Origin of the sequence: Acinetobacter kookii (assembly GCF_900096895.1) — a bacterium.
GTDB classification, from domain to species: Bacteria; Pseudomonadota; Gammaproteobacteria; order Pseudomonadales; family Moraxellaceae; genus Acinetobacter; species Acinetobacter kookii.
This window is the reverse complement of the sequence record NZ_FMYO01000009.1, coordinates 16657-43077: the sequence shown is the minus strand read 5'-3', so window position 1 is coordinate 43077 and position 26421 is coordinate 16657. Positions and strand designations below refer to the sequence as shown.

20 protein-coding genes and 1 pseudogene are annotated in these 26421 nt (G+C 40.6%); 9 read left to right on the top strand and 12 right to left on the bottom strand.

Translation table 11 applies throughout. The features are described 5' to 3' along the window. Nucleotides 1-152: 152 nt before the first annotated feature. The 5 genes from BLP85_RS11870 to rsfS all read left to right on the top strand — a co-directional run bounded on the left by BLP85_RS11870 (nt 153) and on the right by rsfS (nt 6091). Nucleotides 153-2963 carry a GacS-like sensor histidine kinase gene (locus BLP85_RS11870; protein WP_092820290.1) on the top strand — a complete coding sequence of 937 codons (2811 nt, stop codon included), beginning with the start codon at nt 153-155 and terminating at the stop codon, nt 2961-2963. 128 nt (nt 2964-3091) lie between these two features. Further along, complete coding sequence (locus BLP85_RS11865; protein WP_092820289.1) at nt 3092-3880, top strand: crotonase/enoyl-CoA hydratase family protein; 789 nt, start codon at nt 3092-3094, stop codon at nt 3878-3880. 36 nt (nt 3881-3916) lie between these two features. Beyond that, nucleotides 3917-4783: an NAD(P)-dependent oxidoreductase gene (locus BLP85_RS11860; protein ID WP_092820288.1), complete on the top strand. Its 867-nt coding sequence runs from the start codon at nt 3917-3919 to the stop codon at nt 4781-4783. 34 nt (nt 4784-4817) lie between these two features. Further along, nucleotides 4818-5612, top strand: coding sequence for a hydroxypyruvate isomerase family protein (locus BLP85_RS11855; protein WP_092820287.1), 795 nt, complete (start codon nt 4818-4820; stop codon nt 5610-5612). 77 nt (nt 5613-5689) lie between these two features. Beyond that, a complete protein-coding gene (gene rsfS, locus BLP85_RS11850; RefSeq protein WP_092820286.1) occupies nt 5690-6091 on the top strand; it encodes a ribosome silencing factor in 402 nt (133 codons plus the stop codon). Between the two features lie 100 nt (nt 6092-6191). Here the strand turns inward: rsfS and BLP85_RS11845 are convergent, their stop codons facing one another. From BLP85_RS11845 to BLP85_RS11825, 5 genes are all read right to left on the bottom strand, one after another. Continuing rightward, nucleotides 6192-6812 carry a hypothetical protein gene (locus BLP85_RS11845; RefSeq protein ID WP_092820285.1) on the bottom strand — a complete coding sequence of 207 codons (621 nt, stop codon included), beginning with the start codon at nt 6810-6812 and terminating at the stop codon, nt 6192-6194. Between the two features lie 21 nt (nt 6813-6833). Next, nucleotides 6834-8168, bottom strand: a complete 1335-nt coding sequence (locus BLP85_RS11840) for an ammonium transporter (protein ID WP_092820284.1) — start codon at nt 8166-8168, stop codon at nt 6834-6836. A gap of 370 nt (nt 8169-8538) precedes the next feature. Then, a complete protein-coding gene (locus BLP85_RS11835; protein ID WP_092820283.1) occupies nt 8539-9993 on the bottom strand; it encodes an NAD(P)(+) transhydrogenase (Re/Si-specific) subunit beta in 1455 nt (484 codons plus the stop codon). Between the two features lie 3 nt (nt 9994-9996). Next, nucleotides 9997-10320, bottom strand: a complete 324-nt coding sequence (locus BLP85_RS11830; RefSeq protein ID WP_092820282.1) for a proton-translocating transhydrogenase family protein — start codon at nt 10318-10320, stop codon at nt 9997-9999. Nucleotides 10321-10331: 11 nt separating this feature from the next. After that, nucleotides 10332-11459, bottom strand: a complete 1128-nt coding sequence (locus BLP85_RS11825; RefSeq protein ID WP_092820281.1) for a Re/Si-specific NAD(P)(+) transhydrogenase subunit alpha — start codon at nt 11457-11459, stop codon at nt 10332-10334. Between the two features lie 977 nt (nt 11460-12436). On the opposite strand from BLP85_RS11825, the gene BLP85_RS11815 reads away from it, so the two are divergent. Beyond that, complete coding sequence (locus BLP85_RS11815) at nt 12437-13363, top strand: DMT family transporter (RefSeq protein ID WP_092820280.1); 927 nt, start codon at nt 12437-12439, stop codon at nt 13361-13363. Nucleotides 13364-13550: 187 nt separating this feature from the next. Further along, nucleotides 13551-14738 (top strand): MFS transporter, encoded by a 1188-nt coding sequence (locus tag BLP85_RS11810; RefSeq protein WP_092820279.1) that lies wholly within the window; start codon nt 13551-13553, stop codon nt 14736-14738. 60 nt (nt 14739-14798) lie between these two features. On the opposite strand, the gene BLP85_RS11805 is transcribed toward BLP85_RS11810, so the two are convergent. Beyond that, nucleotides 14799-15443 carry a HEPN domain-containing protein gene (locus tag BLP85_RS11805; protein WP_092820278.1) on the bottom strand — a complete coding sequence of 215 codons (645 nt, stop codon included), beginning with the start codon at nt 15441-15443 and terminating at the stop codon, nt 14799-14801. A 1044-nt stretch (nt 15444-16487) separates the two neighbouring features. Here BLP85_RS11805 and BLP85_RS11800 point away from each other — a divergent pair. Next, complete coding sequence (locus BLP85_RS11800) at nt 16488-17249, top strand: glycosyltransferase family 2 protein (RefSeq protein ID WP_092820277.1); 762 nt, start codon at nt 16488-16490, stop codon at nt 17247-17249. A gap of 323 nt (nt 17250-17572) precedes the next feature. Beyond that, nucleotides 17573-18673 carry a glycosyltransferase family protein gene (locus BLP85_RS11795; RefSeq protein ID WP_092820276.1) on the top strand — a complete coding sequence of 367 codons (1101 nt, stop codon included), beginning with the start codon at nt 17573-17575 and terminating at the stop codon, nt 18671-18673. Nucleotides 18674-18864: 191 nt separating this feature from the next. On the opposite strand, the gene wecB is transcribed toward BLP85_RS11795, so the two are convergent. The 6 genes and pseudogenes from wecB to BLP85_RS11765 all read right to left on the bottom strand — a co-directional run. Next, on the bottom strand, nt 18865-19968 hold the full coding sequence (gene wecB / locus BLP85_RS11790; RefSeq protein WP_092820275.1) for a non-hydrolyzing UDP-N-acetylglucosamine 2-epimerase: 1104 nt from the start codon (nt 19966-19968) through the stop codon (nt 18865-18867). Beyond that, the gene (locus BLP85_RS11785) at nt 19965-21023 is read right to left on the bottom strand and encodes a glycosyltransferase family 4 protein (RefSeq protein WP_092820274.1); all 1059 of its coding nucleotides are present in this window, start codon (nt 21021-21023) and stop codon (nt 19965-19967) included. Before BLP85_RS11785 ends, wecB begins: the two co-directional genes overlap by 4 nt. Then, nucleotides 21013-23262 (bottom strand): methyltransferase domain-containing protein, encoded by a 2250-nt coding sequence (locus BLP85_RS11780; RefSeq protein WP_092820273.1) that lies wholly within the window; start codon nt 23260-23262, stop codon nt 21013-21015. Before BLP85_RS11780 ends, BLP85_RS11785 begins: the two co-directional genes overlap by 11 nt. A 3-nt stretch (nt 23263-23265) precedes the next feature. Further along, nucleotides 23266-24627, bottom strand: a complete 1362-nt coding sequence (locus BLP85_RS11775) for an ABC transporter ATP-binding protein (protein WP_213031972.1) — start codon at nt 24625-24627, stop codon at nt 23266-23268. Continuing rightward, complete coding sequence (locus tag BLP85_RS11770; protein ID WP_092820271.1) at nt 24566-25393, bottom strand: ABC transporter permease; 828 nt, start codon at nt 25391-25393, stop codon at nt 24566-24568. The genes BLP85_RS11775 and BLP85_RS11770 overlap by 62 nt, the downstream gene beginning before the upstream one ends. Nucleotides 25394-25872: 479 nt before the next feature. After that, nucleotides 25873-26349: pseudogene (locus BLP85_RS11765) on the bottom strand (integrase); the annotation flags it as partial. Between the last annotated feature and the right edge of the window lie 72 nt (nt 26350-26421).

Here is a 26421-nt window from a genome sequence, read left to right as displayed (position 1 = left end):
ATTTGCACCTATATCGAGGTGCGCCTATTGTATGGAAAAATGCTTCCTCCTGCACCCATTTAGCAGGCTTTTTATTGAAAGTGATTAAAGCACAGCCAGTTTTAAATAAAGCGTGCTAATATGCAAAGCATAGGGAATCAACTGCTTTAACCATGTCAAATATCAATAAAAAGTTATTTAAGCGTCTACACTTAAATCATGCTTATGGACAACTCATCGCCATGATTTTTGTCCCCATTATGGTTTTGGCATGTGTGGGGGCATTGCTGGTTTTATCCGAAACATCCAATGCCTCACGTGCGCAGCAACGTCAGATGGCTATTGCGATTGTGACCCGCTATCAGCTTACCGCCGAAGCTGCATTCGATCTGCTCAACCGCTATCCATGGCAATATGATCAGGCTCGTAATACCCTGCAAGTGATGCTGGATGAAAAACATCTCATTCGTGCCGCAATTATCGATCCCCAAGGCAGAAACCGTTTAAGTATTGGTTTTCAGGATCAGGAAGCTTGGCCCAAGATTGACGCTAAAGCCGATTTTGTCGGGCCTATCCTGCATAATCACAATCATATCTATGCCTTAAAAATTAATGAACATACCGATAACCCGGCCACACTGGTAATTGAGCTGGATAACCAGCCCCTGGAAATTGCCCACTACCGGGTCATGATTGTGCTGATTGCCACCGGCCTGCTGACGTTATTGCTGCTGTTACTGTGCCTGAATTTCTACTCACGGCGCTGGATTGCGCCAATGTACGAAATCCGGATGCAGTTACAGCGCCTGAATGCCGACACGCTTGATCAGCACATGGTGATTAACAGTACCGGGGAATTGCGCTTATTGCAGCGCGATATTGCCAACGTGGTGAAACGCCTGCACTTTAGCTTTCTGGAACTCAAAGAACATACCGAACAGACCGAAGATGATTTGCGCCGTACTTTAGATACCCTGGAAGTTCAGAACATTACCTATCGTCAGGCACGCGACCAGGCGATTTCAGCCAACCAGTCCAAGTCGGTGTTTCTGGCCAATATCAGCCATGAACTGCGTACTCCCTTGAACAGTATTGACGGCTTTATTCATTTATTGCTGCGCCAAGGCAACCTGAGCAATGAGCAGAACCTGTATTTGCAAACCATCCGTAAATCATCTGCGCATCTGCTGGCGCTGATTAATGACGTGCTGGATTTCTCCAAGATTGATGCCGGCAAGCTGGAACTGGAAACGGCCCCGTTTGACCTGGAAGAAGCCATTTTTGACGTGATGGATATGCTCTCGCCATTGGCTGCGCAAAAGCATATCGATATGGCATTCTATTATGCCGACAATGTGCCAACGCAAGTGATTGGCGATGCCTTACGCTTCAAGCAGATTCTGACCAACCTGATTTCCAATGCCATCAAATTTACCCCGGATGGCGAAATTATTGTCCGTGCCCGCATGGAACATGACGATATCGGACAATGCCTGTTGCACTTTAGCGTGCAGGACAGCGGCATTGGCCTGAGCGGTACAGACCGGAAAAAACTGTTTGAATCCTTCTCGCAAGGCGATGCTTCGGTGACCCGTCAATTTGGCGGTACAGGACTTGGCCTGGCCATTTCCAAACAACTGGTGCATTTGATGCAGGGCCAAATTGGCTTTGAAGACAACCAGGAGCGCGCACCGACCGAAAAAGGTTCAACTTTCTGGTTTACCGCCATGTTTGTGGTGGATGAAGACATTGAAATTGTGCATCCGCACTTTGAACAAATGCAGGTGGTTTCCTATTTGGCCCATCCTGCAACCGCCAACATTCTGCGCCATTATCTGGAAAATTATGGTGTGCATCATGTGGAAACCGGTTCGATTCTGGATCTGTTCAGCCAGCTGAATAAATTCCCGACAAACGATGAAAATACCTGGCTGATTGTCGACCATAGCGGCGATGGCGAAGCGCTACTGAAAGAAATCCGTCAACGCTACCACGGCAATATTGCCGTGTATGGCTATCAGATGGCGCTCGATCCAAACATGCTGAACGATTACCGCGCCCGTCCGCTGTATCAGCCTTTAAGCCGTAGTGCCTTGATTCAGCTGCTCAGCAATCAGCCTGTTTTCGAGCAGGATGTGCATGAAGAGTTTAATGGACAAGGTTTGCATGTACTGGCAGTGGATGACCATTTACCGAACCTGATTGTTCTGGAAGCGCTGCTTGCAGAGCTGAATGTCACCACCACCAAGGCCTTAAGCGGTCAGGAAGCCATTGAAATTATTCAGCAGCGCATCGAGCAGGAGTTGCCGGCATTTGATTTGGTGTTTATGGATATTCAAATGCCGGTGATGTCCGGAATTGATACCACCCGTGCCATTCGCTCGCTAGAGTCGACCCTGGAGAATCATAAGCGCCTGCCGATTATTGCCCTGACCGCACATGCCTTGGCGGATGAAAAGCAGAAACTGTTGCAGGTCGGTATGGATGATTACGTCACCAAACCGATTCAGATGGAACAGATTATTCAGATTCTGACCCACTGGACCTCGGAAAGCTTCAAAAAGGCGAAAAGCATCGAGAAGTCCATTCTGATTGAAGCGCTGGACCCCAATATTCTGGATTGGCAACAAAGCCTGCAACTGGCGGCCAATAAAGAAGATCTGGCCATCGATTTACTGCAAATGCTGATCGACAGTTTCCCTACAGAACTGGATGAAATGCAGCAGTTGATTGAAATGGAAGATTTTCCACAACTAGAACATGTGCTGCACCGCTTATATGGGGCGACCCGTTATGTCGGTGTTCCTCGCCTGCAGGAAGTCACTGGTGGATTTGAACAGTTTGTTTCTTCCTTACGTAAAGAACGCCGCAAGGCGGATGAAGCCTTTATTCAGGAAACTCTGAAACGCTTTGATGAATTGCAGTCGGTCATTCAGCAGGTTGAACAGGCCTCACAGCAAATTTTAAACAGGCAAAGTATCTGATCATGGTCTAGCCGAGTTCTAGAAGCCACGTCTATGTTTAGATGTGACTCTGCTGTCATGTATCGCGGCATGTATCAGAGAAATACCCGTGTTATGCTCAAAACCATATAAAAATACAGGTCTAACTCATGGCTTTACTTCGCATAGAAAAAAATAATGGCATTGCCACCGTTTCCTTAAACCGTCCAGAAAAGCGCAATGCCATGAGCTTTGCTTTATTGCGCGAACTGGTGCATGCCGCCAAACAAATTAAAAAGGACCGCTCCATTCGCTGTGTCATTTTAACCGGCGAAGCGCATGTCTTTAGTGCCGGAATTGACCTGGCCGATTTAAATGCGCCAAAAAATACCGCTTATGCAGCCTGGGAGCTGCTCAAACCGGGACAAAGCCTGTTCCAGAAAGCTTTTTTAATCTGGCAGGAACTGCCTGTACCGGTCATTGCGGCAATCGAAGGCTATTGTCTGGGTGCCGGCATGCAACTGGCTTTGGCAGCCGATATTCGTATTGCCCATCCGGACACCAAAATGTCGATTATGGAAAGCCGCTGGGGACTGGTGCCGGACATGGGACTGACCCGTTCCATTAAAGGCATCATCAGTGTCGATCTGGCCAAAGAACTGACCTTGACCGGGCGTATTTTTGACGCCAGCTATGCAAAAGAGATTGGTTTGGTGACGCATCTGGATGAATCACCAATGAGCAAAGCCCAAGCAATTGCAGAAGAAATGCTGCAACGTTCTCCGGATGCACTGGCAGCGGCTAAACAGGTTCTTGATGCCATGCAACATGAACCGAAAAAATCATTACGCCTGGAGAAAATCTGGCAACTGAAATTACTGTTGGGCAAAAACAGTAAATTGGCCCGTAAAAAAGACAAGAACCCGGAAGTTCAGTTTTTACCGCGCCAATATAAGTAAAATAGTCCAATAACAGCATGGTCCAGAGAAAAACACATGAGTTTTGATCGTAATACAAAAATCGCATTCCTAGGCATGGGTCTCATGGGCAGCCGCATGGCGACCCGGCTGATTCAGGCCGGTTTTGACGTGGCGGTATGGAACAGAACGGCGTCCGCCTGTGACGTGCTGATTGATATGGGCGCTACTGCCCTAGACGTGCAAAATATTGGGCAATATCCGGTGATTCTGACCTGTCTGGCCGATGATGCTGCTGTACAGGCGGTGTTTGATCACATCCAGCATCAACTGACTGCGGGTCAAGTGATTGTGGATTTCTCCAGTTTATCTGTGGATAAAACCAAAGCTTTGGCACAGCAGGCACAAAACCAGCAAGTGCAATGGATTGACTCGCCTGTTTCCGGGGGTACCGCAGGTGCCGAACAGGGCACGCTGGTGATCTTTGCCGGTGGCGACACGCAAACCATTCAAGATTTATCGCTGATTTATAATGTGCTCTCGCAACGTGTAACGCGTATGGGCGAAACAGGTACCGGGCAAGCCACCAAAATCTGCAATCAGCTGATTGTTGCAGCAAACAGCACCTTGATTGCAGAAGCAGTGGCCTTAGCCAGACAGGCAGGTGTAGATACCACCTTGCTTGCCCCTGCGCTTGCCGGTGGTTTTGCCGACTCGAAACCGTTTCAGATCTTAAGCCCGCGTATGGCAACGCATACTTTTGAGCCGGTGCAATGGAAAGTGCAAACCCTGTCCAAAGACCTGAATAATGCCATGCAGCTGGCTGAACAGTTCAATTTAAATATTCCTGTCGCAAAACAGGCTCTTTCACAATTGAAAACCCACCAAAATAACGGCTATGCTGAGGCTGACCTGGCAACTGTCATTCAACTGGTTGAATCTTGAGCAGATCATTTCTTAGCACGCAAGGAGTAACAGCATGATGAAGCTGGCGGTAAATTTATCCATGATTTTTACTGAAGTACCTTTGATTGAGCGCTTTGCTCTGGCGCGCGCGCACGGATTTCAGTATGTGGAAATTCAGTTTCCCTATGAACTCAGCATTGAACAGATTCAGACCCAACTGACCCTGCATGATCTTGGCTTGTGCCTGATTAATGTACCTGCAGGTGACCTGATGCAAGGCGGCAATGGTCTGGCTGGCGTACCGGGTCAAGAAATTGAATTTCATCGTGCCCTGGAAAAGGCCATTGAATATGCCACCGCACTGAATGTATCCAGTGTGAATATTTTGGCCGGCAAGCAACCGCTCGATTCAGATCTGTTGCCTTGCTTAAATACACTGGCAAAAAATTTAAAACTGGCCTGTTCCATGTTTGCTGTACACAACATCCAACCGGTGTTTGAAATGATTAATGGCACCGACATGCCGCGCTTTCTGGTACAGAATATTGCCCAGGCCCAGGAGATGCTGGAAGCTGTACGACACCCTGCGCTGAAAATGCAATATGACTGCTATCACATGGCGATGATGGGTGAAGATGTGCTGCAAGGCTTAAAGGAAAATATTCAGGATATTGGGCATATCCAGTTTGCAGACTGCCCGGGACGTCATCAGCCTGATACTGCACAAATTCCATACGCAGACATTTTTCAATGGTTAAGCCAAAGTCCCTATACGGGTTTCACCGCGGCAGAATACAAGCCCCAAGCGCATTCCAGCCATTCCTTTGCCTGGAAAGATAAATATTTTGCAAAACATCCACAAAGTTAAATTATGAACAGATTTGAAATTTAGCCCCAAAACCGCTATATTACACAGTGAGATATTGTCCGGAAATTAAACCTTTTATGAATTTAGAACCATCGCCCAGCGCTTCTAATTCTCTCGAACACGCAATGAATGCTCATGCTAAAGATGTACAAGCTTGCTTAAAAGTTGTACATGAAGCCCTCTTAGATGTAAAAGCAAAAGATATTCTAGAACTTGATGTCAGCTCAATCAGCAATGTGGCAGATGCCATGGTCATTGCGAGTGGTACATCAACCCGTCACATTAAAGCCCTTGCAGACAATGTTGCTGAAGAAGCACGTAAAGCAGGTTTCCGCCCTCTCGGCGTTGAAGGTGAACGTGATGCCGAATGGATCCTCATCGATCTTGGTTTTGTTGTCGTTCACGTCATGCTTCCAACAGCGCGTAAATTTTACGATCTGGAAAGCTTATGGCGCGCAACTCCAGAATCAGTAGCCTAAATTAAAAAAGCGACCTTCAGGTCGCTTTTTTTGTGCTGCTGTTTTGGGGATGCCCAGCCTGAACTTTAGACCGAACATCCACTCCATCCAGATTAATCCACTATAATAAGTGATGTAAATCCACAGAAGGATATTTGCTCTTGATGTCCATTTTCACCCGTGCATAGACCTGATCGGCCTTGCTTGGCCCATAAAATTCGCAATAGCATTCATAGGATGCAGTAATCACCTGAGCATAACTGGTAAGCGGCAAACATTCCGTAAAAGCAGCATCATTCAGATTCGCGGATTGCTGAATGGCAATGCCCAGGGCTTGGACATGATTTTTCACTTCCGCATTAAAATCATTCTGATCAGCTGTAGCTACTGTTTGCACTACCCCATTAATCAAATCAAAAAAAGCATCGGCAAAATCGGCTGAAATCGGCACCTCTGTCAGCTCTTCCGTTTGCACTTTCGGCTTGGTATCCAGTAGCACCTGTTTTTCAACCGCCGACATTTCGCATAACACCTGTTTCAACATTTCCTTGCGCTGAACACGCAATTCATCGGTATTGCAAATATCATTCATAAAACGGTTGAGTACAAATGAAGGCTTGTCGCCATACTCCTGTTCCCAGTAATTCAATACCCGTTCCAGTACAGTTCCTTGCAAATAATGGCTTAAACCGCGCTCAATTGCCTGTTTCTTTTGCATCACAGTGAGTAATTCATTTGGCATAGCTAAACTCCCCTTCTTGGTTCAGTGGCGTCTGGTAATATCATCTGTTTCAAAAGTCACATCGCGCTGAAATTCAGGATAAGACAGCTCGGCATGTTCGGTATAATCCAGACCGCGCTGTTCATGTTGCGTTCCGACACGCAAACTCCCCAGCATTTTCTTTAGCACCTTAAAGGTAATCAGCGCGATTCCAAATCCCCAGGCAAATGCTGCCAGCACCCCTAGCACCTGAATGGAAACAATTTGCGAGTTGAACATATCGGCTTCAAAAAACAGGCCGGCAGCCACTGTTCCCCACGCCCCGCAAAAACCGTGTACCGTCACTGCATCCACGACATCATCCAGTTTTAATTTTTCCATTAAGACCGGCAAGGTACTTACCAGCAAACCTGCAATGGCACCGGTGATGACGGCAAAAAGTGGCGACATGGTTGCACAACCTGCCGTAATACCCACCAAACCGCCCAATGAGGCATTAATGGTGGTCTTCATCAGGATTGCCTTGCCACGAACCAAGGCATACAACATATAAGCCACCGCAGCAGCACAGGCGGCCAGATGGGTATTTAAAGCAATCCGGCCAATACTGACATTGGCATTCACCGTGGATGCCGCATTAAAACCGAACCATGCAAACCATAGGATAAAACCACCCAAGGCTACCAAGGGCAAGTTATGTCCCGCCAAAAAATGACTTTGTCCATTACGACCAAAACGTCCCAAGCGCGGCCCCAAAACAATGATTCCGGCCAAAGCGACCCAACCACCGATGGAATGCACCACGGTTGAACCGGCGAAGTCGATAAACCCCAAGGCCTTTAACCAGCCTGTACCCTCAAAAATACTGCCCCATGCCCAACTACCAAAGACAGGATAAATAAGGCCACTGACCACGGCAGCAACGACAATATAAGCGACAAAGTGAATACGCTCCGCCATGGCACCACTGGCAATTGTGGTTGCAGTAGCGGCAAACATCATTTGAAAGAACAGCAGATTCCAATGCCAGCCATCCATGTTATCGGGTGCAAAATGACTGGTGCCAATCCAGCCCGAAGTGTTCATGCCGAACATCAGCCCAAAGCCCACCAACCAGAAGACCAATCCCCCCAGACAAGCATCCATATAGTTTTTCATTAATACGTTAACGGTATTCTTGCTGCGTACAGAGCCACTTTCTACCATTGCAAAACCGGCCTGCATCAAGAACACCAGAATCCCGCCGATGACCACCCAAACGCTGTCGAGTGATAAACGTATTTCTTGAATATTGGCTGTGTTTGTCGCAGCTTCACTTGCAAATGCAGGTAGTGAACAGACGCATAACAGCAATACTAGACACTTTATTATTTTCATGAACAGTCCCCCTAAAACTGAATCACAAAAATGCAAAAGAAATGCCAGATTATCGAGATTTATCTTTTTATTTAAAAAGGCCGGCAAATGCCGGTCTTAGCACAACTTAATTTCTAAAAATATCACTAATCAGCAATATCTATTTAGAAATAAACAGTTAATTGCCATTTTATAAAGCATTTTTGTAATATCGCTTGATCAGACAGCACCAAATAAAACAAGAAACCATATCCTTATAAAAATGTATCCTGCTCTATTCTTCAATTTAATTATTGAAAAGTCATATATTCTAGAAACAAAAAACCACCCGAAGGTGGTTTTAATCTCCCTAAATCCCTCTTTATGAAAGAGGAACTTTTGAAGCGTGGATTTAGTGACCGCCGCCGTTAATGGCTTTAGTCATATCTTCCACAACTTTCTTGGCATCACCGAAAATCATCATGGTTTTTTCATTATAGAACAAGTCATTGTCCAGACCTGCATAACCGGTTGCCATAGAACGCTTGATCACCATAATGGTACGCGCCTTATGTGCTTCAAGAATCGGCATACCATAAATTGGTGAACTTGGATCATCTTTCGCTGCCGGGTTGACGACGTCGTTTGCACCAATGACCAACACCACATCAGTTGCCGGGAAGTCAGAGTTGATTTCATCCATTTCCAGAATGTCTTCATAAGCCACGTCAGCTTCAGCAAGCAATACGTTCATGTGACCAGGCATACGACCTGCAACCGGGTGAATTGCAAAGCGTACTTTAACGCCTTGTTCTTTCAGGATTTCACACAGTTCTTTTACGGCATTTTGTGCACGGCCTTGAGCCATACCATAACCCGGAACAATCACTACGCTGTCTGCATTTGACATCAGGAAGCCTGCATCATCTGCTGAACCTGAGCGGTGGTTACGCTGAACCTGCTCGCCCTTGTCACCAGAAGCCACTGCTGCACCACCCATTGCACCACCAAACAATACGTTGATGATTGAACGGTTCATGGCTTTACACATGATGTAAGACAGAATTGCACCTGAAGAACCTACCAGGGAACCGGCAACAATCAGCATATTGTTTTCTAAAGTGAAACCAATACCTGCTGCAGCCCAGCCAGAGAATGAGTTCAACAGTGACACCACAACCGGCATATCGCCACCACCGACCGGTGCAATCCATACCCAGCCAAATGCAAGTGCAAGTGCAGTCATTGCCCAGAAAGATGTCATGTCGCCGGTTAAGAAGAAGTTGATACCACAACCAAGCATTGCCAGGAAAATAATCGCCTGTACCGGCTTAACCCAGCCACCCGAAATGGTTTTCGCCCATTTCTTCGCAGCCAGTTTACCGTAAGCAAATACGGAAGCTGTAAAGGTGATTGCACCCACGAAACAACCCACGAACAATTCAAATAAATGAACGCTGCTCATATGTGCATGCTGAACACCAGCTGCTGTTAACGCCGCTTCATTCTGTGCAAATAGCGCAGTTAACTGGTTGTTATGCAAAATCGCGGCAATGGCAATCAATACTGCAGCCAAACCAACAAGCGAGTGCATCAAGGCAACAGTTTCTGGCATTTGCGTCATTGGAACGGTACGTGCACGGGCAATACCCACAACAGCACCAAGAACCATTGCACCGACAATCATCCAGATCACAGGATGCTCAGCCACAAAGAAAGTCGTGATCACGGCAATCGCCATTGCGATCATACCGTAACGGTTACCGGCAATCGCAGTCTTTGGACCCGACAGGCCGCGCAGGGTCAAGATAAAAAGAATGGCACCGATCAAATAGAACCAATTGGCATATTCTCGAATAAATTCCATTGATTAGCCCTCTTTTTTCTTTTGCTTTGGCTTAAACATTTCAAGCATGCGTGCAGTCACGGCAAAACCACCGAAAATGTTGATACTTGCCAGGAACACTGCAACCGCGCCTAAAATGCTCACGATGTTTACGCTTTGAAAAGCCACGTTGGCATCGACACCAATCACTGGCAAGCCTACGGTTTGAATCATTGCACCAACGATAATGATCGAAGACAATGCATTAGTTACCGCCATAAGTGGCGTATGTAAAGCAGGTGTTACGCCCCAAACCACGTAGTAACCTACGAAGATGGCAAGGACGAAAATTGTAATCGTTTCAACCATGATGACTCTCCTTAACCACGCTTCAGCAGTACTTGACCGCCATGAGTTACCAGAAGGGCTTTTTGAATTTCCTCTTCCGGATTGATGGCAAAGTTTTTCTCTGCATCAAACAGGGTATCAAGGAAATTAAAGACGTTACGTGCATACAGTGCTGAAGCTTCAGTCGCAACTGTAGAAGGAATATTTGGAATACCCAAAATGGTCACGCCATTATCCGTCACGACATTTTCACCGCACTTGGAACCTTCCACGTTACCGCCAGACTCAACCGCCATATCCAGAATGATTGAACCCGGTTTCATTTTGGCCACTGTTTCAGCACGAATTAAACGCGGTGCATCACGGCCCGGCAACAGTGCAGTGGTAATCACGATATCAGCATTGGAAACGGCTTTATCGACAATGACCGCCTGGTCTTTGATGTATTGCTCACCTGGCATCCATCCATAACCATTTTTAGCAGCGTCAGCGGCTTTTTGCTTTTCTTCATCCGACATTGGCACATCGAGCCATTTACCGCCAAGCGATTCGACCTGGTCACGTGCAGTTGGACGTAAATCGGTTGCTTCAACCACAGCACCTAAACGTTTTGCAGTCGCAATCGCTTGCAGACCGGCAACACCTACCCCCATAATCACCACGCGGGCCGGTTTTACCGTACCGGCAGCCGTCATGAGCATAGGGAACATGCGTTGATATTCTGCGGCCGCCAAAAGTACCGATTTATAACCGGCCAAGTTAGCTTGAGAAGACAGCACGTCCATGTTTTGGGCACGGGACAGCGTACGCGGCAAAAGCTCTAATGCAAATGCAGAAACCTGCTGCGCTGCAAACTGATCTAGCTCAGTGTTGCGATACGGGTCAAACATCGCAATGACTGCGGTATTTGGCGCAAGTTTTTGAATTTCTTCGCCTTGAGGGGCACGAACTTTCAAAATAATCTGACTGCCGGTATAGGCATCATCCGTAATTTTGGCACCGACCTGTTCATAGGCACTGTCAATATAAGCGGCTTTTACCCCTGCTCTACGTTCAATGACTACAGTATGACCAGCACTGATCAACTTCTTGACTGTTTCTGGCGTTGCCGCCACACGATTTTCACCGACAACAGTTTCGGTTGGGATTCCGATCTGCATGAGCGTTCCTCAAGCTAATTTTTCTTAAGTAAACATCGCCGTAAGCAATGTTTCCCCCTAGATGCGTTTTTGTTGAATTTTGGGATTCTAATTGAACTTTTTTAAATTACCACCCAATATTTATTTAATAAATACCCATATTTTGAACTGGTGATTCATAAAAATAATCATACGATATATCATTTATAGGTTTAGCATTTATTTCAGCTGTGCTGAATGACTTTAACTACCACGCTCAATATTTAATGTTTGGCTTTACTTAAGTGCCTGGGCCGAAGCTGCCCTACCTGACCAAAATCCGAGATTGATCTTTCTGACAATACAGCCTTGCTGGCTTGAATTTATTTCTTCCCTCAAATTGCCTGATTTATTTATAAAATTATTAAAATTAAATGGTTTTTTTTATTCATTGACTCTGGTGACATCTGAAAGGCTTTTTTTGTCTTGAAAAATATCCGTCACTGAAAAACTCGTGCTGCGACGATTGCATATTTTTACAACACTAAAAAATAGATAATTTTCTTATTTTTATGCTTTTTTTGCTCTTTTATGTTTATTCGTCCTAAGTCTAATCCGATTCAAAATTTAATAAATATTTTTTTCCTCGTCATTTCGCATGATGATGTTTTAAATTTAATCAATGGGATGCGCGCAGTTATTGCACCTATTTGGTGCAAATAATCAGCTTTTAGGCTGATTCCCGACTTTTTACACACAAATTCACTGATCTTTAGCCTAACAAGCCCTTGGCAGAAGTATTGTCTGGATAAAATTTATTCAGGACTGATTGCCCGAATTTCTAACTTTCGCAGAAAATTGTAGCGACGGATAAACATCAGCCTGAGTTTAGCAATCAATTATTCCCTACAGGAATCATCACCATCATATTTTTGCATTTAACCTCGGCGGCCAAAAACTTTATAATTCACATTTAGTGCCTGATTGCTCTGATCAGCAACCCTCATCAAGTAGATAAAATGAAACTGAGTCTAACCAAAACACAACTGGGTTCATTGTTTGCGATCTGTGCTGCTTTCCTGTTTAGTACCAAAGCCATTTTTATCAAACAAACCTATGCCCTGTCACCTCTGGTGGATGGCACGGTACTGATGGCTTTGCGTATGGCCAGCGCCTTACCGTTTTTTTTGCTGCTGTGCTGGTTCAACCGTCATCACAATAAAGCGCTGGCAGCGAAAGACTGGGGTTTATTGATTGTTGCAGGGCTAATAGGTTACTACTTTTCAAGCTGGCTGGATTTTGTCGGTCTGATGTATATCAGTGCCTCTCTGGAACGGATTATTCTCTTTCTTTATCCGACCCTGACCGTTTTGGCTTCCAGCGTGATCTATAAACAACGCTTGAGCCTAAAAAGCCTGTTTGCTATCGCTTTAAGTTATGGCGGTACGGTTATTGTGATGTTGCAGGAACAAAGTAATGTCCCGCATGAAGGTCATTTCTGGCTGGGAGCAAGTCTGGTCTTTGCCAGTGCAGTATGTTTTGCTGCCTACTTACTGCTGACCCCACGCCTGATTCAACGTTTTGGTTCATGGAATTTTACCGGTTTGGCCCTGAGTATTGCCTGTATCGGCACCTTAACCCACTATTTTGTTGCCACACCCCAACCTCTGAACTTACTGTCTCAGCTTCCTTCCAGTGTAATCTGGTATGGAGTCGCTTTAGGCTTTCTGGTCACCGTGTTGCCGACCATCCTGATGGCGCAAAGTATTGCCCGGCTGGGTGCTGCACAGTCTGCCATGATTGCTTCGATCGGGCCGATTCTGACCATTATCTTGGCCACCATTTTTCTGGGTGAGCATTTAAATACCATTCAATGGCTGGGCTGTATGCTCAATATTGTTGGCGTTATGATGATCACTCTTTCTAAAAAGAAATTCTCACATTAATTTTTGTTCGGTCTGATTCAAGCCTTGTGCCACCTAAAAGTACGGCTTTTAAAATAGCCACAGAACGCCGAATAAAGACCGCTTTTCCCGTATATTTGTACATCCAGACTGATAGCGCTTGCTATACTCTGCAGGTACATTGCAATGCCGGCAAATTTTGTCTGCATGAAACAAAACAAGGATGGTTATGAAAACTTCTCTCGACATCAGCCAGGATAAATCTTTGCTCTGGCTGATGGCCATAGCCTGTGGTCTGTGTGCGGGAGCCAACTATTATTGCCAGCCTTTAATCCATTCCATCCAGCAATATTTTCATGTTCCTGAATCACAAGTTGCCTTAACCGTGACGTTTGCCCAGGTATCCTATGCACTGGGCTTGCTGTTTATTGTTCCAATGGGTGACATTGTCAATAAAACCAAATTCATTCCTTTACTGATGATCATGGCGGCCATCGGTTTATTTCTATGTGCTTTTGCCGTCAACTTACCCATGCTTTGGCTGGGAACCATGATTACGGGACTATTTTCAGTTGCGGCACAAGTCCTGATTCCCCTAGCCACCATGGCCGTCAAACCGGAAAAAACCGGTGAAGTGGTAGGTTTCCTGATGAGCGGACTGCTGGTCGGACTGCTGCTATCCACCAGTCTTGCGGGTTTAATGTCTAACCTGTTCAACTGGAAACTGATCTATATGCTCAGTGCGGTATTGATGCTGATTTTGGCTTTTCTACTCAAAGCTAGACTGCCACACATCCCCATATTAAAAATGAGCTATGCGCAAATTTTTAAATCCATGGCAATTTTACTGAAACAGGAGCCGCGTTTAGGATTTCGTTCCTTGATTGGCGGTTTTGTATTTGCTGCCATGAGTACCCTGTTTTCGACCATTGCCGTTTTGCTGACCTCATCCCCGTTTTATCTCTCTGATGTGCTGGTCGGTGTTGTAACTTTGGTGGGGGTATTCGGTGCATTGTCTACGTCTAAAATTGGCAAAATTGCCGATCAGGGCCATACTCAATCCCTCACCTGGATAGGTCTGTTCACCCTGATTGTGAGCTGGATTTTTCTTTATTTCGGTGGGCAATCTCTGCCAAGCTATATTTTGGGTTACGGCGTCATCAGCCTGGGCCTGACCATTGTGCACACCAGTAATCAAAATATTATTTTCCGTTTACGTCCAGATGCCAAGTCACGGATTAATTCTATTTATATGACCTCTTACTTTATTGGTGGGGCGTGCGGTTCCGCATTGGGCGTTTATTCATGGCATCATGGTGGCTGGAGCATGACCTGTCTGGCAGGATTGAGTCTGGTGCTCTGCGCTGCCTTTTTTGCCTTTCTGGATATGCGCTATCACTCTGCTGCCTCCACTTAGGTATAAAAAACTGGCAAATAAAGAATTTTCTGCCCGACTCGGCTGATTGCAAAATAGAATTTAACAAACTTGTACGACGGGATAAAACGGTTTGCCCAAATCCAGACTATGCGCATTTTCTAGTAGTACAAAGATAAAGGTCGGTAACAAGGCGGCCAGAATATTACAGGCATCCTGCAATTGCCGGCGATTGACCGAACTGTTATAGGTGGCCCCGCCATGAATGATCTGATTGCGCAAGGTATAAAGACGATTAAAAACAATAAATAAAATATCTACTGAGGCTTTTTCCTGTAAGGCTTTGTGGACTTTTTTCTTCTCCTGTTCAAAATCTTCTTTCCAGCTGTGCTGGCTGATTTTTTGATTCTGATAATCCCAGAACTCCTGATACACGTAGGGATTTTCTAGAAGCAGACGGATGGGTTGGCTAAATTTATCCCAAAGCACATGATAAATTTTATGTTCCCGATCTTTCTGACAAATTAAATATAAAAACTGCCTGAATGTCTGCTTGTCCTGATTGAAGGCAATATCTTGTGCATAAATAGCATTAAATGAAATCCAGAGACTCATGAATTTAAGATCAAGGTCGCTATCGAGTTCGAGTGATTTTTTTAACCAGCTTAAGCCGCGATGAATTCTCAAGTTGAAATAATCTGAATGCTCTGCCTTTTTACTTTTAAAAACTTCTTCTAAAATGAACATTTATATTTTCTCTATCCATTATTCTTTTCTTTATAAGAACATACTGAATTCGAGAAATTTCCACAATATAATCAAAGCACTCAATATTCATTTTTTAATGAATAATCAGTACATTTGAGCCTGTTGCATTTTTTGTTTCTGCTCTTTTCTTGGGGCTTTAAGCAGACAGCAGATATAAACCGTACTTCGGTCGTGCTGATAACGGATTGGATAAATTGTTTTCCTTATATTTTAAGTCAAATTGTTATGTTACGAAGTTCAAGAATAAAGCGTTATAATTCAAGTCAGGAATAAAGATTCACTAAACTTTTATACTGATGATTTAATTTGCTCTACTGAGCAAACAACAGCAACACAATTATCATGAATCTTTGATAGCAATCAGAGTCAAGATCTAATTACTCATTTTTATATGATCAATCTTCTATAAATAATAATTTATAGAAATAAGCCGTACCGAGATTGTCGAAAACCAACTTTCCAGAAAAGAATGTCGCGATGACAAAATCAAAATAGACGCCTAAAATTAAAGAGCGTACGGTACACTTAGTTAGTGAATGCGAGAATATCCATCAACCTGCTGGGCTAGAATCACTGCACTCGCTTAAGTTCGAATGTACTCTTGCAGCACTTCGACCTTGATATAAAAAAGTATCCAGATCAACAAAAATCAATTACTGTTTAATTAACAACGCATCTCAACTTAAATATGAGAACAAAGAACTCCAACAGGTAAATGAAATTCTTCGTAACGCTGCAGCCTTTTTTCGCCTAGGCAGAGTTTGACTATCCACAGCAATAATAATTAATTTCATTCAGAAAAACAAAATGCTCAATGGTGTTGAAGCTATCTGAAACTCTTGCTGATTGCACCCTTACGAAACAATGCTTTTCATAGCTTAAATTCTGCTTTATAAAGATCTGCTTTAACTTTTAAATATTTATACATCCAAAATCATGAAAAATTTTATATAATTTAACTCGCCCAACTTTAAAAAAAGCAATAGAATAAACTTAAATCTTTTAATTCGTTAAATATATAATATGGGTTTAAATATTGATATTTCTGTAATAACACCAGCCTACAATGCTGAAAAATTTATTACCAGAACATATAATTCTCTTAAAAATCAAAAATTTAAAAAATTTGAATGGATTATTATTAATGATGCCTCCAATGATAGAACTGAAGAATTGATAAAAGAATTTATTACTGAAGCACATTTTAAAATTATCTTAATTAATAACATTGAAAATGTTGGTGTAGCAAAAAGTCGAAATAATGGATTAGATTTAGCAACAGGAGAATATATTTGCTTTCTTGATGCTGATGATTTTTGGTCAGAAGAAAAATTATTGCTACAGTTTCAATATATGAATGAAAATAAATGTTCAATAAGTTACATGGATTACCGACACGTAGATGATAAAGGGGAGTTTATAAAAGATATTATTAGTCCCATAGAATGTAATCGAAACCATCTATTAAAATCTAACTGCATTGGAACATTAACTTGCATGGTTAGTAAAGAGCTAATTAAAGATAGGAGATTTATAAAACATGGACACGAAGATTATATATTCTGGCTTGAATTACTATCAAGCACAGAAAAAGCTGTTAAAGTTATTACTGAAAAACCTTTATGCAACTATACCATATCAAAAAACTCCCTCTCAGGAAAAAAAATAAAATCAGCGCAATGGCAATGGAAAATTTATAGAAATATTTTACAAATAAATCTAATTAAATCTTGTTATTATTTTACTCATTATGCCATTAAAGGACTATTAAAGCATAAAATTTAGTCATGCATTTTGAGAAAAATAAATTGGCTTGATAGACAGCTTTATTACATTAAAAATTTCAGTTTATCCAGAAATCCATAATTATTTATATGTAAATTTAACTAGAACAATATATTAATGGGAACCTAACAAAAAAAATAGGTATGATTATTAACACCATAAGCTCTCATTAATATTTTATTAAAAATAATTATTTATTCGTGCTAAAATTTATTATTTCAATTCCTTAAGTAAAATTCTAACAAATTAATAAGTTTGTAAAAAAATAGACTTTATAAGAAAGTCTATTTACAATTGAAAAATTTCTCTTTTTTGTTAATGATATGCTATTTTTCATTAGATCATATATACCTGACTTTGATGGTAAAATTCAAAAATACTTTAATGTTCTAGACACTTTAGAGGTTTCTTATCGTTTTATTGGTTGGGATCGTATAGGGGAAAGTAAAAAAAATGAAAAAAATATTCTTTTTAAAAAAAAGGGCTATATAGGCGGAGGTCTAAAAAATTTTTTTAACCTTATCCTCTGGAATATTTTTATTTTTATTACCTTATGCAAACATCATAAAAAAATTAATATAGTTCAAGCGATTGATTTGGATACCGCATTTACAGCATTTATCTTTTGTAAAATTTTTTCTAAAAAAATGATTTTTGATATTTATGATAAATATACAGATACGCATGGGATAAATGGGAAATTTAAGAAAATTTTAGATAAAACTGAAAACTATCTCATAAAACAAAGTGACTTATGTATTTTAGCGGATGAAATAAGAAAAAAACAACATGGTGTAGATTCGAAAAATATTATTATAATAGAAAACGTACCAAGAGATACGAACCTACCGAATTTAAATTCAGATATTCAAGATAACACAAAAATTAAAATTGGTTATTTTGGAGTCTTAGAGAAAAAACATCGCGGAATTGAACATCTGGTAAATTCAATAGCCGAAAGAAATAATCTAGAACTTCATATTATAGGATATGGTCCTTTAGCTGACTTTATTAGTAATCAATCCAATAAAAATATCATATTTTATGGTTCTGCTTCATTAAGAGAAGGACTTTCTATTATGTCTAAAATGGATATTATAGTAGGTATGTATTATAAAGATATATTAAATCATTTATATGCAGCACCAAATAAATATTATGAACACTTAATGCTAGGTAAAGCTTTTCTTACAACTAAGGACATTCCTCCAGGTATAAAAACTGAAAAATTTAATACAGGTTGGTCTATCCCTGAAGGAGCAGATAGTTTAAATGATTTCTTTGATAGTTTAGTTAATAAAGAGCTGATAAAAATTAAATCAATCAATGCAAAAAATTTATGGGAAAACTACTATAAAAATTATTATGAAAACGTATATTTAAACTCATATGGAAAAATCATAAAAAATCTAAATATTAGTTAAGGTTAAGCAATATTTTTTAGTACTAATAAATATACATTATTCCATCTTATATTGATAAATAAGTGTCCACTTTATGTGGACACTATTGAACACTTCAATGTTTAGAAAAATTGATGATTCAGCTGACTTCCCTGCTAAAGCCCACTTTTAAAAATATTCTATGGATACGTCTTCGCACGAACCAACAATATTTAAATGGCATCAAAATATTCTCTAAGAATTTGAACTATTCGCTCAGATGCATGACCATCACCATACGGAGAAACACCACGGGCCATCACCTTATAAGCTGACTCATCATCAAGTAATCGCTGAGCTTCTTCAATAATTCGTTCGCAATTTGACCCCACTAATTTCACTACACCCTGCTCTACTGCTTCTGGACGTTCTGTTTCATCACGTAGCACAAGTACTGGCTTACCTAATGCAGGAGCTTCTTCTTGCACTCCTCCAGAATCTGTTAAAATCAAATATGCTCGTTTCATTACAGCAATAAAGGGTGCATAATCCAAAGGTTCACATAGAATGACATTAGGTAATTCTGCTAGAAATTCATGAGCCACATCTTTAACATTTGGATTTGGATGTACTGGGTAAAGAAATTGAATATCTGAATTATTCTTTGCTAAAGTACGTAATGCTTTACAAATATTTCGGAATGGTTCTCCAAAATTTTCCCTGCGATGCGAAGTTACCAATACCAGACGCTTATCCGCTTCTATATCAATGGGTAGCTCTAAATCTTTGGCAGCACTCATCAACAATGCATCAATTACCGTATTACCTGTGACCACGATATCAGCATCTGCAATTCCTTCTTTTAGCAAATTCTGCCGAGAACCTTCAGTCGGTGCAAAATGCCAACGTGCTAATTTTCCAGCAATAACTCGGTTAGCCTCCTCAGGGAACGGATTCTGCATATCCCAAGTTCTTAATCCTGCTTCAACATGTCCTATCGGAATACGATGATAAAAACATGCCAGAGCTACAGTCATAACTGTAGTCGTATCACCCTGTACTAAAACAGCATCAGGTTTTTCACTTTGTAAAACATCATCCAAGTCTAATAATAATCTTGCTGTCAAGGTGGTTAGTGCTTGATTGGGACGCATAATATCAAGATCAATATCGGGTTCTATACCAAAAAATTGGTTGACTTGATCAAGCATTTGTCGATGTTGAGCCGTTGCTAACACTCGAACCTCAGCCCATGGTTCAGATTTTAGTGCCAGAATGACTGGTGCCATTTTAATGGCTTCAGGGCGGGTACCTACAACGCAAAGAATTTTTTTCATATAGTAATTCCAAGTTTTTTCATGAGTTTTTTCCAATCCTCAAGAAATATCTCTGTAGAAAAGCTATTTCGTACTGAGGTTACCGCTTTACGCGCCACGTCATAATGATCAAATAAATTTTCTATACACTTAGCGAACTTTTCAGTATCACCGAGTGGATAAGTAAGCATAGACTCATGACCAGAAACTAAATCTACGTGTGCTTTAATATCCGACAAAGCGACAGGAATAATTGAAGATATTGCTTCTGCAGCCGAAAGGCCAAAAGATTCACTTTGAGAGGGGGAAACAAATATTCCACCTGAATCAGCAACAGCATTCAATAAAGCTCTAGAGGAGGTAAATGAAACAGGAGGTAATACTAAAGAAATACTATCAAGGGAACGCATTAACAATTCTTTTTCGATATTAATTTCAGGGTTTTTGGGACCGCAGATCAAAAGCATAAACTCTCCTTTTCGTCGACTCTCCAAAATTTGGAAGGCATCTAATATAGATAAGGGGTCTTTTAAACGATCTAGACGGCCAAAGAAAAGAATAGGCTTACGCTTCCATGCTGGAAGAGAAATTTTTTGTGACAATTCAAAAGAATCGATCCCCCAAGGAACAAAATTTCTCAGTAAAGACACTGAAGTGGGTAAAGATAAAAATTCATTTTCAATCAGTGTCTTAAATGATAATGAAGGGACGACAACTTGCTCGCAACTAGACGATAATTTTTGAAGATATTCCCGATTATCTTGATATCCAGTGTGACATTCAACGATATAACGTTGAGAACGATTTTCACATAATTCTATTGCTTGTGGGCAATCGATTAAAGAAACTAAATCATAGTTTCTATCAAGTGAAGTTACAATTGATGTGGTGTCTTCAAGTCCATATTTTTTCAGCGCTAAACGAAATGCCTGCCCCCCTCCTGCATCATGCATAAAATAAAAGTCTATTAAAATCTCTGGAAAATATTGTCTAAAAGCTAGTGCACGATTAATTAGCACTCTCTCACAGCCACCAAAAGTCGCCCAAGGATAAACAAAACATATTCTAATTTGCATATAAATCCCATATACCATTATTTTTATTTATTTCATTTATCAGCGTCTCAAATCGCGCTCGCCAAGTTACCTGCTGCAAAAAATTATTAATATCTTCTGTGTCATAGTCGTCATTAAGTGCCTTCTCAATAATGTCTTCAACATCTTCGCTTTCTGCAAAATATGTCATAGGATAGCTTTTCAAATGTCGGATACCCGTTACAACAACAGGCAGTCCAAAGTACAAATATTCATATATCTTAATAGGATCTACAGCTTCTGCTAAGATTCCTTCCATAAAAGGAATTATCCCAATAGACCAATTGGAAACTTGCCTATGTAAATCTTTTGGTAATACCTTACCTAAAAGATGAATGTTGGATAAAGCTGTAATTTCTTTTCTAACCCATTCTGGCTCGCCATAACCAATAATCTCAAACTTAATATGAGGATAGCTCTTCGCAAGCTGCAGTATAAGCTTCCAATCAAACCAAGCATCAGTGAGATGTCCGAAATATCCAATTATAGGACCTCCATCTTCTCGATTCCTCGCTATTCCTTGATTCTCTACACCAAGCACTTCAGGAGTAAAACCATTCCCAATTATTTTAATATCCGAACGAATATGGGAAAATTTGTTTCGTAAAGGAGGAGATACCGCACAAACAAAATCAGACTGCAATATAAGACTTTCTTCTACAGATTTCTTAAACCAGGGAGCTTGCCCTACTTCACAGAATGCCTCCCATTCATCCATAATGTCATAAATAATAGCGAATCCCTTTTCTCTTAAAATGGGAACAAGCCCCACCAAATTAGGAGTAGGCATAGTCACAAGAAAAAGAGAACGCTCACGGCAAAGATGGAGTTTATTAACGTACTTTATAAAATCAAAGAGAGGAACTTGAAATACATTTGGAAAAACCTCTTTACATCCTTTGGACAATTTATCCTTAGCAGACCACTGCCAAGCAATAAATAATACTTGATAACCTTTTTCAGCAAAATATTTTGCTGCATTAATTGGCCTTTGATTTACTAACTCATCAAATTCAAACCCACAAGGAATAATCACAACTTTATTGTTCTTGTTTGCTTTCTCAACCCATTCAATATAATCGTTAGTATCATCATTCAAAAATTTATCACTAGCGATATCCATATTGCGCTGCATGCGTTTAGCTGCAAAAGCATATCTTTGCTTTTTTAATTTATCTTGTAATGCTTGAGGTAATTTCCAGTAAATCGCTTTTAATAATAAATATCTCCCATCTTTACTCCAAATATAACGGGAAAGCGAATACACTAAACGCAGAGGTCGAGTCAATCTCCATGAACGAGATGTCTGAAACATCTGAATTTGATTATTTTGCTGAAATATTTTCTGGTTGAGAGTTGCTATTTGCATATTCTGATCAGCCACAGCTTGCGTAAGACTAGCAACTTGTAAATCTCTATCTGTCACTGCTTGCGTAAGACTGGCAACTTGTATATCTCTATCACTCACTGCCCGTGTTAGACTTGCAATTTGTATATCTCGTTCAAGCACAGTTTGCTTTAGAATATTAAACTCTGTATTCAAATCAATTTTTTCTAGTTCACAATCACTTAATCTAAGCCGAAGTGAATGAATCCAAGAGGAGTCACCATAGACTAAAAAAACTTGATTCCCACTCCATTGTGTAGAAGGAATACGTGAACAATCCAAAACTTTGGACCATACTAGCCGAAAACCATTGTCTAGTTCTAAAGGGATATTTTCTGACAAAAAAGTTGAGAAATGTTCAGCAATACGATTAATCTCGCGATATGGCAACGCAAGAATAACGGCTTTTTTAGCCTTTGTACTTAAAGTTGCCAATACTTCAAACGGATTATGGAAATGCTCAAGTGTGTTAGATGAAAAAACTACATCATAGCTTTGTGTAATCTCAGAATCTGGTTCAAGCCAGTTTTCACAAAAAAATTTAATCATAGGATAGCGCTGGCTAGCCTGCTCAATCGCTATTTTTGAAAAATCAACACCAAATAATTGCTGTGAATTTATATAACTAGCCCAAATATCAGTTCCATCCCCTTGTGCACACCCCCAGTCTACAACACTGAGAGATTCTCGCCGAATTTGCTCAATCAACCAAATTGGCAAATTTTCAAGGGCAAGTTGAGCGAAAAAGCGAGATTGTCGCGGTCCTTCATAAACCTCCCAATCTTCGGTAAATCGTTTATCCCAATAAGTATCTGAATTAATAGTAGATAACATTTATTATAAAACCTGTACTGTCTGCTCAATCGCCGGCTGAAAAATTCCAAAAAAACGCTGCTCAGACAAAGATGAAAAATAGTGAGCACCCTCAAGATATTCATAGTAGTGGATATCTAAATCGGCACGATTTTCCACGGCCACTACCAAGAGATATTTTCCCGTCACTAACGGATTTATCATACGAAAACGTATACTAAATTCTTCTTGCTCAAGAAGTTGAATATCGCCACTGTCATGTGTTGTTGAAACAATTAGATCAGTCCCTTTAAGATCTTTAATTGAACAGGCGATGCTTAAATGCTTGCGAGGAATATCCGAAGGCACATGTACCTGCACCACAATTTCTATAGGCTCACCCCAAGCAATAACATCACTTCTAGTACCATGTTTATTACATACTGATGCTCCAAGAATTAATCCCTTACGTGCCCCCCAATGGGTAACAGGACGAGCATCCAAAGCATGATGGTTTTGTATAATTTGCTGATCATTCTGTTCTAAAGAATCAATCACCTTCTGAGTTGCTATATTTTTTTTAATATTTTGATGTAGACCCTGTTCCTCGGATAGCTCATCTTGAAACATATATTCCATATACTTACCTGTAACCGGAAAAACTTCTCCATCCTCAACAAGCGTTCCTTTATCAAGCCATATTGCTCTATCACAAAGTGTCCGAACTACACCCACATCATGACTAACAAATAAAATAGTCGTGCCACGTTCTTGGATTTCTTTAATGCGTTTCATACACTTGGCTACGAAACGGGCATCGCCTACAGATAGTGCTTCATCAATAATGAGAATTTCAGGATCGACATGAATGGCAATTGAGAATGCGAGCCGAGCATACATGCCACTAGAGTAAGTTTTAACAGGTTGGCCTAAGAAATCGCCAAGCTCTGAAAATTCAAGCACTTCACCCATTCTTTGTTCTATTGTTTCTTTAGGAAATCCCAAAATAGCCGCATTTAAAAGAACATTTTCGTACCCTGTGAATTCTGGATTAAAGCCAGCTCCTAACTCAAGCAAAGCCACTACACGGCCATTTGTGTCAATACGACCAGTTGTAGGAGTCACTGTACCGCAGATCATTTGGAGTAAAGTGGATTTTCCACTACCATTACGGCCTATAATTCCTACAGTTTCGCCTCGATTTATAGAAAATGTTATATTTTTTAATGCCCAAAATTGGCGAGGCTTTTTTTTATTTCCAAAACTTAGCATTTGAAAGAGTCGATCTTGTGGCTTTTCATAAATGTTATAACATTTACTTAAATCGGTTACTCGAATGGCATAATTAGATAACATCAGCAAATCCCCTACGGGTTTTTTGAAACCATAAAAAACCTGACCAAGCAAACATACTAGTCCAGACAACTTGGATTAACCACTCAATCCAGTTAATTCCTTTACCCCAAATTAGGACATCACGTGCTTGTTCAATTATTAATGTTAATGGATTTAACTGCATTAAAGACTGGTATGCTTCAGGTAGAGCCGTTATTGGGTAAAAAATTGTTGTTAAAAACATTAGCAGGGTGGTGAAAACTCCTACAATTTGTGATACATCCCTCAAAAAAACCCCTATTGAGGCAAGTAACCAAGAAAATCCTAAAACCAACATTATTAAAGGTAATAAAACAAATGGAAATAAGAATATTTCAATGTGAGGAATACCCATAAATATGATATAAAAAATAATCCATACAAAAAAACTAATTAAAAAATGAAAAATTGCAGAACCTAAAGCTACTATGGGGAGAACTTCGAGAGGAAAAATAACTTTTTTAACATAATTCACATTACTTAATATTAAGTTTGGAGAACGATTAATGCATTCTGCAAAAAGGTTAAATATCATTAACCCGGAAAATAATATTAAAGCAAACTCTGTTTTAGAATCCGAGCCACCCAACCATTTTGCTTTAAATACGACACTAAAAACAAATGTATAAACAACTAACATTAAAATGGGGTTAAAAAAAGACCAAAGCAGCCCAAATATTGATCCACGATAGCGCGCAACAACCTCTCGTTTAATTAAACTCCAAATAAGATTTTTATTGATAATAACAGTTCTAATCAAAGCCAAGAGTGAACTGGAAGGACTTGCATGCGGATTCAACAACAATACTCCATTTTCATTTTGTCAACTAAATTACTGTGAATTTATTAGCCAGCACTTTATTTTTTAAAAATATATTTTTGAGGATGAATAATACCATGCTTTATTATAGAATCGAATTCTTTCAGGCTAGTAACTAGCTTAATTGTGTATATGCACCAACTTTAATTAGCCCTGTTACACAAATACAATTGTATCAACCCCTATCCTCAACTTCCTTAATTCTATTAATTTATTTCAGGAAAATATTCCAATAGCAAGAATGACCTATGATTCTTTGAAGTTAATGAATCAAACTTTTCTATTTCACGGACACAATTTACTTCAATATATCTGTATTCAATAAGAACTCCTTCAATTCTGCTGTTGCAGGTAGTCCTGTCACGCTTACCATTAGATCAGATCTGTCTAGTTTCTCATAATCATGCATTTACTTTATCAAAGCTAGCCAATTCAACATTCACCTCCTACATGACCTAGCCGTGAGATAATATTCCCCATATATGAAGTAACTCACGATGTAAGATAGTTATAGCGATTGGTTTCAAATCCAACTTAACATCACAATTCTGATGTAACGCAACATGCTCTGAGATATCGGCTGGTTTTATTTTTGTGATAATATTGCGCGCGATTGGTAGCTTCTTAATTAAGAGCAGAGAATAGCGTTTCGTTCTTCCGTACTCGCTCCCGACTTCATCCAAATATTTATCTATGGTATCTGATAAGGTCAGATCAATGAGCTGTTCTTTGCCAAGCAAAATATCAGGATTGTCTTGAATTTCGACTTCTCTTTTCTTAACCCAGTTTTCAGCCATCTTTTTTGAATGAAATGTTTTACTTTCAGAGAAAGTAGGAAAGCCTTTTCGATTGATTCTAATCGCAGCAGGATAGTTAATTTTACCATCGGCACCTTTCCTTGCTGTAATTAACCCATAATTTACACCACGGCCTATTTTTTTGATTATGGTGTAAAATTTGGTGTAAATGCAAACCGATTAACCCATCTAAACACAGGTTCAAACAGA

Coding starts and splice junctions, on each gene's coding strand:
- BLP85_RS11870 (WP_092820290.1), top strand. CDS start 153: ATGTCAAATATCAATAAAAAGTTATTTAAGCGTCTACACTTAAATCAT.
- BLP85_RS11795 (WP_092820276.1), top strand. CDS start 17,573: ATGCTATTTTTCATTAGATCATATATACCTGACTTTGATGGTAAAATT.
- BLP85_RS11805 (WP_092820278.1), bottom strand. CDS start 15,443: ATGTTCATTTTAGAAGAAGTTTTTAAAAGTAAAAAGGCAGAGCATTCA.
- BLP85_RS11860 (WP_092820288.1), top strand. CDS start 3,917: ATGAGTTTTGATCGTAATACAAAAATCGCATTCCTAGGCATGGGTCTC.
- BLP85_RS11785 (WP_092820274.1), bottom strand. CDS start 21,023: ATGCAAATTAGAATATGTTTTGTTTATCCTTGGGCGACTTTTGGTGGC.
- BLP85_RS11810 (WP_092820279.1), top strand. CDS start 13,551: ATGAAAACTTCTCTCGACATCAGCCAGGATAAATCTTTGCTCTGGCTG.
- BLP85_RS11780 (WP_092820273.1), bottom strand. CDS start 23,262: ATGTTATCTACTATTAATTCAGATACTTATTGGGATAAACGATTTACC.
- BLP85_RS11855 (WP_092820287.1), top strand. CDS start 4,818: ATGATGAAGCTGGCGGTAAATTTATCCATGATTTTTACTGAAGTACCT.
- rsfS (WP_092820286.1), top strand. CDS start 5,690: ATGAATTTAGAACCATCGCCCAGCGCTTCTAATTCTCTCGAACACGCA.
- BLP85_RS11845 (WP_092820285.1), bottom strand. CDS start 6,812: ATGCCAAATGAATTACTCACTGTGATGCAAAAGAAACAGGCAATTGAG.
- BLP85_RS11815 (WP_092820280.1), top strand. CDS start 12,437: ATGAAACTGAGTCTAACCAAAACACAACTGGGTTCATTGTTTGCGATC.
- BLP85_RS11835 (WP_092820283.1), bottom strand. CDS start 9,993: ATGGAATTTATTCGAGAATATGCCAATTGGTTCTATTTGATCGGTGCC.
- BLP85_RS11800 (WP_092820277.1), top strand. CDS start 16,488: ATGGGTTTAAATATTGATATTTCTGTAATAACACCAGCCTACAATGCT.
- BLP85_RS11865 (WP_092820289.1), top strand. CDS start 3,092: ATGGCTTTACTTCGCATAGAAAAAAATAATGGCATTGCCACCGTTTCC.
- wecB (WP_092820275.1), bottom strand. CDS start 19,968: ATGAAAAAAATTCTTTGCGTTGTAGGTACCCGCCCTGAAGCCATTAAA.
- BLP85_RS11830 (WP_092820282.1), bottom strand. CDS start 10,320: ATGGTTGAAACGATTACAATTTTCGTCCTTGCCATCTTCGTAGGTTAC.
- BLP85_RS11825 (WP_092820281.1), bottom strand. CDS start 11,459: ATGCAGATCGGAATCCCAACCGAAACTGTTGTCGGTGAAAATCGTGTG.
- BLP85_RS11840 (WP_092820284.1), bottom strand. CDS start 8,168: ATGAAAATAATAAAGTGTCTAGTATTGCTGTTATGCGTCTGTTCACTA.